Raw genomic sequence first — 14508 nt, forward strand, 5'->3', positions numbered from 1 at the left:
GAAAAGCATGAACGAAAAAACGAAAAACGCTCTTCTGTCCATTGTCGCTTCTCTTGTATGTATTGTGATCGGTCTTCTTGTGGGATTTATCATTTTATACTGCATCAACGCGGAAAACGCAGTGGATGGATTTACACGAATCATCAAAGGCGGCTTTTACTTAAAGCCGAAGGGAATCGGAAGTGAAATCGCTCAGTCCGCTCCCCTGATTATGACCGGACTTTCGGTTGCATTTGCTTTTAAAACAGGTCTGTTCAACATCGGTGCTGCCGGACAGTACACCGTCGGTGTCTTCGGCGCCCTGTATTTTGCCATCATCCTCCACATGCCATGGTATGTATGCCTTCTGGCTGCTATGGTCTGCGGAGCCATCTGGGGAGCATTTCCTGGTATCTTCAAAGCATACTTCAACGTAAATGAAGTTATTACTTCCATCATGTTCAACTGGATTGGTCTTTATCTTGTCAATGAGCTGATGTACAACACCATCCCGGGCATGTATGATCAGAAGACCACACGTACTTACAAATTAAGCTCCGCTTCTCCAAAATCCCTGATTCCGGACTGCGGCATGAACTCCATTTTCCGTACCAGTTCCACAACGATTGCGATTTTCATTGCGATTGCCATTGCGGTCATCATCTACATCGTTCTGAACAAAACAACCTTCGGCTATGAGCTGAAAGCCTGCGGATTCAATAAGGATGCTGCCAAATACGCCGGCATCAACGAGAAGAGAAACGTTGTTCTCTCCATGACCATCGCAGGTGCGCTTGCCGGAATCGGTGCAGGCCTCTACTTCCTCTCCGGTGCATCCGAGTGGAACCCGCAGGTATCGACAGCACTCCCGGCCATCGGATTTAATGGTATCCCGGTTGCGCTTCTTGCACTTAGCAACCCGATCGGCGTTATCTTCGCTGCTCTCTTCGTTGCTCATATTTCGGTCGGCGGTGCTTACCTGCCTACGAAATATTATCAGCCGGAGATCGCGGACCTGATCGTTGCCGTTATCATTTACCTTTGCGCATTCGTTACCCTGTTCAAGGGCATCGTTGCAAACCTGTTCAAGAGCAAAAAAGAGCAGAAAGCAAATGCCAATGCAGACAACGGAAAGGAGGAGAAGAAATAATGTTCCTTTTAATTAAATTTACCTTACTGTACGCCGTTGTTCTGATGCTCGTTGCGATGGGCGGTATGTTCTCCGAGCGAAGCGGTGTCATCAACATCGCGCTGGAAGGAATCATGGCGATCGGCGGCCTTGCCGGTGTCTTCGTCCTGGTTCTGTTCCCGGACCTCCCGGCTCCTGCACTTGTGGCACTTTCCATTCTGGCGAGCGCCGTATCCGGTATGATCTACTCTCTGCTGCTTGGCTTCTCCGCCATCACACTGAAAGCAGACCAGACGATCGGCGGAACCGCGCTGAACATGCTGGCTACTGCCATTGCCATCGTCCTGGTAAAAGCATTCAACAACGGCTCGGATGCCGGAAACGGTGCAGCTTCCGCAAAGCTGAACTACACCAACGCCGCTTTCATTTACAAGATCGGACCATTTACCGTGAACATCTTCCTGTTCATCGGCATCATCCTTCTGATCTGCAGCTACGTGTTTCTCTTCAAAACGAAATGGGGACTGCGCCTGCGTGCCTGCGGTGAGCATCCACAGGCAGCCGACTCTGTTGGTATCAACGTATACCAGTGGAGATACACCGGTGTTATCATCTCCGGTGCACTCGGCGGTATCGGCGGATTTGCCTACATCGTTCCGTCCGTTACCACCTGGAACTTCGAAGTCGGCGTAGCCGGTGCCGGATTCCTTGCCCTCGCTGTTATGATCTTCGGTCAGTGGAAACCGTTCCACATTGCCGGAGCAGCCGTATTCTTTGCGGTATTCCGTTCCCTGGCAAACATTGCGGACTCCACCGTCCTCTCCCATCTGGGACTGTCCAAGAACATTTACAACATGATGCCGTTTATCGCATCCATGATTATTCTCGCCTTCACATCCAAGAATTCCCAGGCTCCGAAAGCCGAAGGTATTCCATACGATAAGGGCGCAAGATAATATGTAACTATTCAGAGCCATGTGAAATGGAAGAAAAAATTGCGAATCATGCTTGCATGAATGAGCGGTTTTTTCTGGAATTTCATATGGCGAGCAGCCACATCGAGATGCAGCGCAGCGGAATCGAGATGTGGCTCTGAATAGTTACAATTTTTAAAGGCAGAGCCGTTAAATCCGAACTGTGTTTTTTCGGCTCTGCCTTTTCTCTATCATTCTGATTTATTTTTCATAAAAGAAAGGAAAAAATTATGCTGAACACCAAATTATTTGACCACACTATCTTAAAAGCAGACGCAACCGAAGCACAGGTTGCAAAGATCTGCGACGAGGCACTTGCACATGATTTTGCTTCTGTCTGCGTCAACCAGTACTACACCAAATTCGTTGCTGAAAAGCTCAAAGGATCTGACGTCAAAGTCTGCACCGTTGTCGGCTTCCCTCTGGGCATGTCCGATACCCGTGTAAAAGCGTTTGAGACCCGTGCGGCCATCGAAGACGGTGCACAGGAGGTTGATATGGTCATCAACGTCGGAGCCCTCAAAGACGGCAAATACGACTTCGTACGCTCCGATATCCAGACCTTAAAAGAAGTATGCGGCAAGGACATCGTTCTGAAAGTCATCATCGAGACCTGCCTTTTAACCGATGAAGAGAAAGTAAAAGCGTGCGAGCTCGCAAAAGAAGCCGGCGCTGACTTCGTAAAAACCTCCACCGGATTTTCTACCGGCGGTGCAAAAGCGGCTGATGTTGCCCTGATGAGAAAGACCGTAGGCCCGGATATGGGCGTAAAAGCTTCCGGCGGAATCCACAACGCAGACGAGGCACAGGCTATGGTAGATGCCGGCGCAAGCCGTCTCGGAACAAGCGCAACACTGGCTATCATCGGATAAAAAGGAGTTTCTTATGGATACGATACTGATAGGAATTGCCGGAGGAACCGGCAGTGGAAAAACGACACTGGCAGATAAGCTGGTAGAAAGTTTTGGACGCGATGAAGTGAGCATTCTGCGCCATGACAACTATTACAAACGCCATGACGATATTCCTTTTGAGGAGCGTGCCAAATTAAATTACGATCATCCCGATGCCTTTGATACCGACCTGTTATGCCAGCACATTCTCGAGCTGAAAGCCGGAAAATCCATCGAGATGCCGGTTTACGATTATGCCATGCATAACCGCTCGGATAAAACGATTCTGGTCCATCCTGCCCCGGTTATCGTGCTCGAGGGCATTCTCCTCTTCGTTGAGAATGATCTCTGCGATCTGATGGACATCAAAGTCTTTGTCGATACCGATGCGGACGTGCGGATTCTCCGCCGGACCCTGCGCGATGTAAAAAGAGCGCGGCCGTTCCCTGGACAGCGTTGTAACGCAGTACCTGACGACCGTAAAACCGATGCACGAGCAGTTCGTAGAGCCGAGCAAGCGCCGTGCCGACGTGATCATCCCGGAGGGCGGACAGAACACCGTTGCTCTTGAAATGCTGATCGAGCGGGTACGTAAGCATCTGAATCTGGTGCAGAACCAGTAAACATCCGTTTATCGCTATAAAAATCTGCAAAAAAAGAACGAGGACTGAATTTTCTCTTTTTCCGCCCTCGCTCTTTTTATTTTTCCCTTACAGATGTTCCAGCATTCCCTGCAGCCAGATCTGGCCTTTGAAACGTCTTCCCACTTCCGGTACTCCAAATAAATCCTTTTCGTTGATACAGATGTCTATCGGCACATCGTTGCAGACGAGGCCGAGCTCATACACCCGCTCGCCCGTTACCGCGTTCTTCGTTGTATTCATCTCCGTAATTTCACCCATCACGCTGTACTGGTCACATTCGAGACCGCTCGGCATAAAAAAGCTATCTACAATAGAAAAGACATCTTCCTTCGTCAGACGCTGGGAAATCATGGCATATGTGTCAATATCATCCATGGTGAGACTTTCCATCGCATCCTCATCCCCGTTTCTGGCAGCCGAGATCAGTGAATTCTTCTGCTGCGTGCTGCGGCGCTCCTTCTCGACCTGTTCCGGGTCTTTCTGGATCGGAAGCAGAATTGTTCCTTCCGCTGCAAGACCGGAGACAGAAAGCGGGAGCGGAAGCGGCTGCAGCGCATTTTTCTGTTTCATCTCAAGATATTCCGCTGCATGCGTCAGATAAAAGATCATCGTGATGCCAAGCCGCATATCGTCGCAGGCGCCTGCAAACGATTCCTTATCGACGTGGCGCTCCACCGATACCTCCTCGTAGGAGCTGATCTGCCCGCCCTCGAAATAGGGATAATAATATTCCATCTGGAAACGGTTGTTCTCATCAATTTCCCCACAGACCGTGATACCACAGTCATATGCATATTCTTTCGAAAATTCAGCAAAAAGGTGGTGTTCTTCTGTTTCCACAATCTTTTTACGGTCGTAGTTTTCTACTACATCACGAAGAATCTCCTGGAGTTCCTTCGTCGTCTTGATCTTTGAAAATCCAATGGTTTTCAGGTAAGCGTGCATAAGAACACCTCCTCTCATTCCTTTGTATTTCTTATGCGATTAGTGTTTCGGAACCAGTTTTTCTTTTCCGCCCATGTACATACGAAGAACTTCCGGAATGCTTACGGTTCCGTCTGCATTCAGGTTGTTCTCCAGGAATGCGATCAGCATACGCGGCGGAGCAACTACGGTGTTGTTCAGGGTATGTGCCAGGTATTTCTTTCCGTCCTCGCCGTTGACACGGATTTTCAGACGTCTTGCCTGTGCATCACCAAGGTTGGAGCAGCTTCCTACCTCGAAGTATTTCTTCTGACGCGGAGACCATGCCTCAACATCGACAGATTTTACTTTCAGGTCAGCCAGGTCACCGGAGCAGCACTCCAGAGTACGAACCGGGATATCCATGGAACGGAACAGGTCTACGGTGTTCTTCCACAGTTTGTCATACCACATCATGCTGTCTTCCGGTTTGCAGACAACAACCATCTCCTGTTTCTCAAACTGATGGATACGATAAACACCACGCTCCTCGATGCCGTGTGCTCCTTTTTCTTTACGGAAGCACGGAGAGTAGCTGGTCAGGGTCAGAGGCAGTTTCTCCTCCGGGATGATGCTGTCGATGAATTTACCGATCATGGAGTGCTCGCTGGTTCCGATCAGGTACAGATCCTCGCCCTCGATTTTGTACATCATGGACTCCATCTCAGCGAAGCTCATAACACCGTTTACGACGTTGCCGTGGATCATGAAAGGCGGTACGCAGTAGGTAAATCCGCGGTCGATCATGAAATCTCTTGCATAAGAAAGGATGGCAGAGTGGAGGCGTGCAATGTCGCCCATCAGATAATAGAATCCGTTTCCTGCAACTTCTCTTGCTGCGTCCAGATCGATTCCGTCGAAGGACTCCATAATGTCGGTGTGATACGGGATTTCAAAATCCGGTACAACCGGCTCGCCGAAGCGCTCTGCTTCTACGTTCTCGCTGTCATCTTTTCCGATCGGTACGGAAGGATCGATGATGTTCGGGATCACCATCATGATCTTCTTGATTTCTTCTTCTACTTCTTTTTCTCTTGCAGAAAGAGCCTCGATGCGGGAACCGTCAACAGCTACCTGTTTCTTTACTTCCTCAGCCTCTTCTCTCTTGCCCTGGCCCATCAGTGCGCCGATCTGTTTGGAGATTTTGTTTCTTTTTGCACGAAGTGCTTCTACTTCCTGTTTGATGTCACGGTTTTCTTTATCCAGCTCGATGACTTTATCAACCAGCTCCAGTTTCTGATCCTGGAATTTATTTCGGATATTCTGTTTTACAACTTCCGGGTTTTCTCTTAAAAACTTAATGTCTAACATAATTTCCTCCTAGTAGATCTTATCCCCTCATTTTGGCGGGATTCTTTTTGTTCTTTCCAGCCCGGAACCACTGCCGTTTTTCCAGCATTTATGCGGGTTTGGCGCGTTCCAGTACCATCATATAACAGTATATGCATTTTTTCAAGCGTTCTTTCATGCTGTTTTTCTGCGGTCCGCTTTTACATCAGATCGATCGAATTCATCGTAATTGCCTGGCGCAGCGCGTCGATTTCCTCGGCGCTCAGCATGATATAGGACTCGCCTTTTACGATCTCTTTCAGATATAAAAAACAGTTGTCACGGCTGTGGATTGCATTCAGGATAAAACCTGTGTTTTCTTTGTCGAGCATTGCCAGCGCAAAACTCATCTTTCCGCCCACATCGTCAAACGCATCATATTTTACGATTCCGTATTTGTTCAGCGTCATGCCCTGGATCTTTTTCAGATCCGCAAGATTTTTTTTCGTCAGCTCATTCTGCTTGTTCAGTTTGTCAATTTCCTTGAACCGCTGATGAAACAGCTTTTCGAGTGACTGGGCGTCTTTTCCCTTCATAAAGCTTCTGTACTTCTGGTTCAGTCTGCTCAGACGCAGCGACATGCTGACCGTCATAATCATCATCACGATAATCAGTACAATCAGAAGAAGTACAACAACGCCAAGGTCAATTCCTACCTTACTAAATAAATCGCTCATTATTCTACCTCTTACTGTATTGATTCAAACAGATCCATGATTCTCTCGAGCTCTTCCTGGGAATAATACTCGATCTCGATCTTTCCTTTGTGCTTTGCCCCGCGGTGAATGGAAACCTTCGTACCAATGATGCTCTTAATTTTCTCTTCCAGACCTTCGTAGATGGCTTCCTCTTCCAGATTGACTTTCTTTTCTTTCTTCACCTTCGGATTCAGGATCTCTTTGACCAGGCGCTCGGTCTCACGGACACTGAGCTTTTCATCGAAGATTTTCATTGCCGTATTGTACTGGAGCTCTTTATTCTCCAGCGCCAGCAGCGTACGCACATGACCGGTTGTCAGCATTTCATCGACAACCATCTGCTGTACCCTGTCGTCCAGTTTCAGGAGACGCATCGAGTTTGTAACCGCCGTTCTGCTCTTGGAAACGCGCTCTGCGATTTCATCCTGGCGGAGATGGAACTCTTCCATCAGGCGTTTGTATGCATGTGCCTCCTCAATCGGGTTCAGGGATTCTCTCTGAATATTTTCAATCAGGGAAATCTCGACAACTTCCTGCTCGGTAAAATCTTTGATGATGACCGGTACTTCTTTGATTCCGGCAAGCTTTGCAGCCCTCCATCTCCGTTCCCCTGCGATGATCTCATAATAATCATCTTTTTTCTGCACCAGAATCGGCTGTAGAACTCCGAACTGTTTAATGGATTCCGAAAGTTCGATCAGGCCGTCCTCGTCAAAGGATTTTCGCGGCTGTTCGCGGTTCGGTTCAATTTCGGAGATTTTCAGTTTCATCTCAACTGGTTTTTCGACAACTTTTTCAACAACCTTCTCGACTACTTTGACCTCCGGTTTTACCGGTTTCTCTTTTGCTTCTGCTTTGGCCGAATGTCCCGGTGAAATCAGGGAATCCAGGCCCTTGCCTAATCCTCCTCTTCTCGCTGCCATTACTCTTCATCCCCCCTGTGAATCACTTCGTCTGCCAGGAGACGGTAGCTCTCTGCACCGGTGGACCGCTTGTCATAATAGTTGATCGGCATACCGTAGCTCGGTGCCTCCGCAAGGCGGACATTTCTCGGAATAATGGTTTTGTAGATATTCTGATCCAGGCTGTCTTTTACGTTTTCTACTACCTGCAGAGAAAGATTCGTTCTCGCATCGTACATGGTAAAGACAACGCCTTCCATCTCCAGTTCCGGATTCAGACGCTCCTGCACCAGCTCAATCGTGTGCATAAGCTGGGATAAGCCCTCCAGTGCGTAATATTCACACTGAATCGGCACCAGAACGGTGTCCGCGGTGGTCATCGCGTTGATTGTCAGCATATTTAAGGATGGCGGACAGTCAATAATAATGAAGTCGTACTGATCGCGGACTTGATCAATTGCGTTTTTCAGAATGAATTCTTTGTCTTCCATCCCGATCAGCTCGATCTCCGCTCCGGCCAGATTGACATTGGAAGGGATAAGGGAAAGATTGTCAAAATTCAGAGGAATGATGCAGTCCTCCAGTTTTGACTCTCCAAGAAGCAGCTCATAGATGGTATTTTCCACTTCATTTTTCTCTACTCCCATTCCGCTGGTGGTATTTCCCTGCGGGTCCATATCAATGGTCAGAACTTTTTGTCCCATTTCTCCTAAACAGGAAGAAAGGTTAATTGCGGTGGTAGATTTACCTACGCCGCCTTTCTGGTTTGCAATTGCAATTGTTCTTCCCAAAATATGTATTGCCTCCTTTCATCTTTTTGTTTTCCATTTGCAGTTTTTCCTTTTTACAGGAAATGACCTGCCGGCACTTCTTTCAAAAAACTGATTCATGCGGCAGGTGTTTTGGCATATAGATAGGAAAAATCTCCTTTTCTATGCCAGTCTATCTGAGGAATTCTTCAGATTCTATCTCAAAATTGCCCCAATTTGGGACAAAGATATTTTATCATACTACGCCGGATTTTACTACTGGAAATGTTTCACGTGAAACATTTTCTGCATTTTTGCATGATTAGACGGTGTGAAACATAAGAAAATTGGAGATTTTTGGCGATGTTTCACGTGAAACATTTTGAAAAGCACTGTTTTACAATAATTTTTCTCGGTTTTTACGCTGTTTAAAGGCTTTTTGGAATTTTTTCAGCGATGATTTTGCATTTTTTGATGGTTTCCAAGTAATTCTACGATGTCAGAACATTTTTTTCTGTTTCACACAGTTTTTATGAAATGTTTCACGTGAAACATTTTAATTTTTGACGTTTTGAGGTACAAATATACTGGAAACGTTATTTTAATCGTGTGATGCTCTTTTTCAAGGAAATCTCATGTGATTAGAAAGAAAAAATCAACTTATCAGGATATTATTGATACATAGATCAGGAATCAAAACTGTTTATGGTTGTTCGGTGATCGTAAATGTCTCTTTTGTATATAAAATGTATTTTTATTCACCAGGGCTCTGTTTTTTCATCGTTCTTCCTCGCTTTTTTCAAATTTTCAGCATTTTTCTCTTTATTTTCATCAGTAAGAGGCATAATCCGTGAGACATCCTCTTTTTCATTTTTTCTCAATTTTTTCTCTTTTCGGGCGGTTTTTCTTTGATTTTTTTATTTTACAGGCCAGACTGCACATTTTCTGCTTTTTATCGATTTATTTGATTTCACTATAATTTTTCTGTTTTTATGGTTTTAATATTTTTCTCTCGCTGCCACGTCTTTTATCCTCTTTTCCATCTTTCTGGCTTACCTTTCTCTTTTTTTTTTGTAAACAATCTCACTTTTTCTCTTTTATCAACATTTTTTTATTCCTTCTCTCCGTTTTTTATCCCTCATCGCCATTTCACACCATTTTCTTGCCTTTCACTGCCTCTCCCTCCCGTTTTTATTCTTTTCGCCCATGTCTATACTACATTTTCCCCTTTTCAGTCGTTTTTTGCCTTTTCTCAACTCATTTTTATCTTTTTTGCTTTTTCCGCCTCTTCCATCGTTTTACACCCTCTTTTTGCCATTTTTTTAGATCGTCCTTCATTTTTTCGTTTCTACTTATGTCACTTTCCCCGTCTCATTTTTCACGTTTCACGTCTCTCAAAATGTTTCACGTGAAACATCGTTTTTTACGATTTTCGGTCTTCGGCGATCAGCGAGAAGCGATTTGCTTCCCGGCTTTCCGAAAATCACTCTCATTTTTCACCTCTCTTATTTTTAAAATAATCGTATTTTCTATTCTATTTTTGATTTTCTCCGTTTTTTCTACATTTTCCTGTATTTTCGCGTGTTTCACGTAGTTTTTCGTCTCTGTTTTCTTTCTTTTATTAAATTATTTAATTACATTTTTATATTTTCGTATGAATTGAACTTTTACATTCGTTTTTTCGGATTTTCCAAACCATTTACTAAACGCATTTTGGGACCATTTTTTCATGGATTTTTACCAATCTGGAAGGATTTTATCCCATAGTGCCGTTTTCATGCTTTTATGTGTATTATTGCATCATTTTTTCTCTGTTTTTTGCAGTTATGTAAACTATTTAAATATGCCATTCGCCAGTAGTTGACATAACGTAGTTTTCCTGGAATTGTCTACGCTTTTCGTCAAATTGCGTCTTATTTTCGTCTCTTTTTCTCATTTTTCCCTTAATTTTTGCATTGTATCTTTCCCTTTTTTCGCTTATAATAAGCTCAACACAACGTTTCGAACCGATTCCTCCCCTCCGGGAGACCCCTGAAAGGAGTTTTATCATATGAAACACAGCAAAAAACTGGTCACCTTGAGTGTCCTCACCACGATGTCCGGCGCAGCGATTTACTTTCTGAATAAAACGCTCGATACCGCCGCCGTACGGAAAAACCTGCTCGCCTCGGCTGAAAAAGAGATCTTTTCCTGGCAGTTCGGCGATATTTTTTACACAAAAAAAGGCACCGGAACCCCGATGCTCTTACTTCATGACTTACATTGTGCCTCCAGCGGCCGCGAATGGCAGTATATTGAGGATACTCTCGCAAAGGATCACACCGTCTACACACTCGATCTTCTCGGCTGCGGCCGTTCCGACAAGCCGGCAATCACGTACACGAACTTTTTATACGTACAGCTCATCGTCACCTTCATCAAGCAGGTCATCGGATGTCCAACCGACGTAATTGCATCCGGTTTATCCGGTTCTTTCGTCGTAACCGCCTGCAATACAGCCCCGAAATGCTTCGGCCGAATCATGATGATCAACCCGACCGACCTTGCCAAGCTCAACAAAATTCCGGATAAACGCAGCCGCTTCCTGAAACGCATGATTGAGCTCCCGCTTGTCGGCACGCTGCTGTACCACACGCTCACCGGCCGCTCCAACATCGAGCTTTTATTCACCGAGAGCTATTATCACAACCCATTTCACCGCTCACCGGAGGACGTAGACGCCTTCTACGAGTCCGCACACCTCCAGAACAGCGCCGGAAAGTACCTTCTCGCAAGCCTCGTGGGCAATTACGTGAACCTCAACATCGGCCACGCCTTAAAGCACATTGACAACAGCATCTTCCTCATCGGCGGCGAGGAAGAGCCGGGTATCGCAGAAACCTTTGCGCTGTACACGGCACTCAACACTTCCATCGAAACCCAGATCCTGCCAAAAACAAAGCACATGCCGCAGATGGAGGCCCCACAGGCCCTCTTAGACCAGATCCAGATCTTCTTCGCACCGGTACAGTAATACCCCCTTCTGCTCCCGGCCTCGAGCGAAAAAATGAGACAAAAAAAACGGAGGATTTACTGATTTTTTCACTCTCAGTAAATCCTCCGTTTTCAATTTTAACCAGATTTTAATGACTCTTTATTCCGCTGATTCTGACGTGCTGTCTGAAGAACTGTCATCTTCCGTCTTTGCCGCAAGCAGTTTCCCGTAATTTTCCAGCATGGTCTTCACGTTATTTTTATTCACAAGAGACGGCACTCCGTCCTCATCTACCGTGTAATAGAAGCTCGAATCATACGGGCTGTAAGCAAATGTCAGGTCGCCGTCTGTCATATGGAAGACTGCGGTAAACTCGGCATTCTTGGCCTGTACGAGGCTCTCATCCTTCGTCTGCGCCTTCAGGCCAATGAGTGAAGAATAGAATGTGGTAAACGTTGATTTATCAATCGTTTCATCGCCGCAGATGTAACTGATTTCCTGTGTTGTGGAATCGCTGTCGTCATCCTTTTTCTCTTCCACATGGCGTACATACGTCTTCGTCTCGCCGTTATACGTAATATCAAGGCTCGTCAGATCCGATACATTTTCCATGCCGATATACATGTTCCAGAAATCAGATGCCTTCTTTCCGGTGAAGGTTTCAACATTCGAAGCCGTCATCAGATGAACTTCATTCGAGCCGTCCAGCTTCACGTAATAAGAACCGCCGTCCTCATTTGCATTGCCGACATACAATACCAGATCTTTCTCCACCGTAACGGTTGTCGTTTCGGAAGAAGAGCTCGTTGCAGTGCTGTCGCTTGATGCAGAATCTGTTGTGGAATCCGAAGAAGTATCTGCCGTTGTTGTATCGTCAGCCTCAACCTCCTGCTCTTCCGTGTAATGCACGCGAATCGTCGTCTTTGGCTGATCCAGTCCGTACTGGGAAAGATCCGATGCGTTGTACGTAACAAGATCTCCAAAGCTAAGAGATGCCACTGCACTTGTCATGGTGCCGATCGAATCCGCATCACCGCCATGTGCCGCTCCATCTGCGTCCACAACCTGCCATTCATCCGTCTGGAGTGCCGAATCAGCAGCGCTTACTTCTTTTGTCAGCGTATATCCGTTCTCACCCTCCACCTGCAGCTTTGTAATGTTTTCCGCCGTCACAGATGGCATGGATTCCGTTGTCGCCCACTCCATCATATCGGACGGGAACATCGTTCCAAGCGATGTGCTTACCAGATAAACCTTACTCGTATCATCGTTCAGATAAATATAGTATCTGCCCGAGCTGTTCTTATCTCCGACATGAATCGTCGTTTTCTCGTCTCCCGCAGTCACTGCAACCTCCTGAGGCGGCGTCTCGAGTCCAAAATCGGCCATAGAATCGATTTCATCGCCTTCAATGACTCTTTCTGCTGTCATGCTGCTAAGAGAGCTTAAAACGCTCGTTATCTTGCCCTCATCCAATGGGAATCCATCCTCCTGGTCATATGTCCAGATATCGGTATCATCGTCTCCTGCTGTTTTCGTAAAGGACACCGTCTCTCCATCGATCTGGAACGAAAGCGCTGTTACATCATCTTTTGAAAAATCAACCACTTTTTCGGCGTCTGCACCAGAATCCGAACTGCCGCTGTCCGCATCGGCGGTGCTGTTTTTCTTCGTCAGCACCGCCAGTACGGCAAGAAGCAGTACCAAAAGGATCAGGCAGGCCGCCATCTTTCCTTTTTTCTTCATCACTGTTTTCTCCTCTTCATCCAGATCATCACGCCAATCACAACAAGTACCAGCGGAATTCCCGCAATGGTAATAATAGACCAGGTGTTAACTGCTCCCTGTGTAAATACCAGGTTTGTATAGCTTGTGCTCTTGCTTGGAATAACAACGGTCTGCTCCACATCACACATGGAGGTCAGTGCAGTCGCTGCCAGCTTCGAGTTCGCACCGCTGATTGCCTGGTCAATCTGGCTGCTCAGCATCGATGCACTCGAGAAATAAATGATCTGTGTCTCTTTATCATCTACAGTTTCTGTAATGGAAACGCCAAGGTCAAATGCGCCCGTCTCACTGTCCGCACTCTTCGACCAGGTGCTGTTCTCCGGGTCATTTTCAATATAAGCGTCCTCGGTGGTCGTCAGAAGGCTCTTGATCGTAATGGTATCACGATAAGAATCGAGCTTCTGAATTGCCTGTGCAACCGGCATCAGAATGTAATTACTCTTTACTTCGGTTGTAATGTCATCACTCTGAATGTTCGGCAGCAGATAATACGGCATCTGCGGATAATAATGCTGGGAATCGGTCTCCACAACAATTCCTCTGGAGCGTTTCACGCCGTAATTTTCCAGAATGGAATCCAGATTTGGCATATCCGTTCCGGTATAGCTGGTGAACATCAGAAGTTTTCCGCCGTTTTCCAGGTAGGTAATGACTTTATTTGCCTCATCCTCTGAAAAATCGGTGGTCGGGGACATGATTACAAGCTCCTCGGCATCCTCCGGGATATCGTCTGTCATCAGGGCAAGATCACTGATTTCCACATTGTTTTTGTTAATGGCATCACTAAAGTTTGTAGAGAGATCACTCTCGGAAGCCTCGCCGTGGCCGGTTACCCAGTAAACCTTCGGGTTGTTTTCACTCGTCACATACGTGATGGCGCTGGTAATCTGACCCTCGCCGTCAAAGCCGGTTGTCTGTGTCTGATAGGTCTGATAGTTTGTGGAAGTCTCCCACATATCACTGTTGCTGACCACCTTGCTCTTATCGCCGCATACGACAATTACACTGTTTGCAGCTACCGTCTGATCGGTATACTGACTCGTAAATTTCGGATACAGATCCGGGTCTTTTGTCTCTACTTTGATATGGTCAGAAAGCTCATCGTAGTGCTCCAGCAGCTTCTCGATGGTGTCATCCTCACTGCCCTTCTGCACAATATAATACATGGTAACGTCTTGATCGAGATCCTTTAATGCCGTTTTCGTCTCATCTGTAATGGAGTACATTTTCTGCGTACTCAGGTCAATCTGTGTTTTGCTGGTCGGAATCTGCGCCACAATCAGGTTAATAACTACAATCACAGCCAGAACAATCACCGTCATCATTGAAGAATAAGAGCCCTGTTTCAGGTGCTTTTTCTGTTCCTCGCCGGTAAACACTTCCTTCAGATGTTCTTTGGAGAACGTCTTTTTCAGCTTTTCTTTGATGTTGAAATTCATTTTATGCTGTTTCTTTTCTTTCTTTTCGCTGCTCATCGTCTCCACCT

The 14508-nt window shown here is 46.2% G+C and carries 12 protein-coding genes and 1 pseudogene; 5 read left to right on the forward strand and 8 right to left on the reverse strand.

Annotation, left to right across the window (positions count from 1 at the left end):
- Positions 1-7: 7 nt before the first annotated feature.
- The 4 genes and pseudogenes from DXD92_RS10930 (at position 8) to udk (ending at position 3598) form a co-directional block, all read left to right on the forward strand.
- Complete coding sequence (locus DXD92_RS10930; RefSeq protein ID WP_118640528.1) at positions 8-1129, forward strand: ABC transporter permease; 1122 nt, start codon at positions 8-10, stop codon at positions 1127-1129.
- Positions 1129-2064 (forward strand): ABC transporter permease, encoded by a 936-nt coding sequence (locus tag DXD92_RS10935; RefSeq protein WP_055225933.1) that lies wholly within the window; start codon positions 1129-1131, stop codon positions 2062-2064. Before DXD92_RS10930 ends, DXD92_RS10935 begins: the two co-directional genes overlap by 1 nt.
- 248 nt (positions 2065-2312) lie before the next feature.
- Positions 2313-2954, forward strand: coding sequence for a deoxyribose-phosphate aldolase (deoC, locus tag DXD92_RS10940; protein ID WP_022461750.1), 642 nt, complete (start codon positions 2313-2315; stop codon positions 2952-2954).
- A 13-nt stretch (positions 2955-2967) separates the two neighbouring features.
- A pseudogene (gene udk, locus DXD92_RS10945) lies at positions 2968-3598 on the forward strand (uridine kinase).
- A gap of 87 nt (positions 3599-3685) precedes the next feature.
- On the opposite strand, the gene DXD92_RS10950 reads toward udk, so the two are convergent.
- The 6 genes from DXD92_RS10950 to DXD92_RS19190 form a co-directional block, all read right to left on the reverse strand.
- On the reverse strand, positions 3686-4564 hold the full coding sequence (locus tag DXD92_RS10950) for a DUF3881 family protein (RefSeq protein ID WP_117510628.1): 879 nt from the start codon (positions 4562-4564) through the stop codon (positions 3686-3688).
- Between the two features lie 39 nt (positions 4565-4603).
- Positions 4604-5893, reverse strand: a complete 1290-nt coding sequence (gene serS, locus DXD92_RS10955) for a serine--tRNA ligase (RefSeq protein ID WP_022461753.1) — start codon at positions 5891-5893, stop codon at positions 4604-4606.
- Between the two features lie 179 nt (positions 5894-6072).
- Positions 6073-6588 carry a DUF4446 family protein gene (locus tag DXD92_RS10960; protein ID WP_022461754.1) on the reverse strand — a complete coding sequence of 172 codons (516 nt, stop codon included), beginning with the start codon at positions 6586-6588 and terminating at the stop codon, positions 6073-6075.
- Positions 6589-6599: 11 nt separating this feature from the next.
- Positions 6600-7532, reverse strand: coding sequence for a ParB/RepB/Spo0J family partition protein (locus DXD92_RS10965; protein ID WP_117510630.1), 933 nt, complete (start codon positions 7530-7532; stop codon positions 6600-6602).
- Complete coding sequence (locus DXD92_RS10970) at positions 7532-8302, reverse strand: ParA family protein (protein ID WP_118640529.1); 771 nt, start codon at positions 8300-8302, stop codon at positions 7532-7534. Before DXD92_RS10970 ends, DXD92_RS10965 begins: the two co-directional genes overlap by 1 nt.
- Before the next feature lie 716 nt (positions 8303-9018).
- Positions 9019-9141, reverse strand: a complete 123-nt coding sequence (locus DXD92_RS19190; protein ID WP_270492431.1) for a hypothetical protein — start codon at positions 9139-9141, stop codon at positions 9019-9021.
- A gap of 1169 nt (positions 9142-10310) precedes the next feature.
- On the opposite strand from DXD92_RS19190, the gene DXD92_RS10980 reads away from it, so the two are divergent.
- Positions 10311-11273, forward strand: a complete 963-nt coding sequence (locus tag DXD92_RS10980) for an alpha/beta fold hydrolase (protein WP_118640530.1) — start codon at positions 10311-10313, stop codon at positions 11271-11273.
- Positions 11274-11393: 120 nt separating this feature from the next.
- On the opposite strand, the gene DXD92_RS10985 is transcribed toward DXD92_RS10980, so the two are convergent.
- The gene (locus DXD92_RS10985; protein WP_118640531.1) at positions 11394-12980 is read right to left on the reverse strand and encodes a DUF4340 domain-containing protein; all 1587 of its coding nucleotides are present in this window, start codon (positions 12978-12980) and stop codon (positions 11394-11396) included.
- Positions 12980-14497, reverse strand: coding sequence for a GldG family protein (locus tag DXD92_RS10990; protein WP_243104885.1), 1518 nt, complete (start codon positions 14495-14497; stop codon positions 12980-12982). The genes DXD92_RS10985 and DXD92_RS10990 overlap by 1 nt, the downstream gene beginning before the upstream one ends.
- Between the last annotated feature and the right edge of the window lie 11 nt (positions 14498-14508).

Origin of the sequence: Blautia sp. TM10-2, from assembly GCF_003480845.1 — a bacterium.
GTDB lineage: Bacteria > Bacillota > Clostridia > Lachnospirales > Lachnospiraceae > Fusicatenibacter > Fusicatenibacter saccharivorans.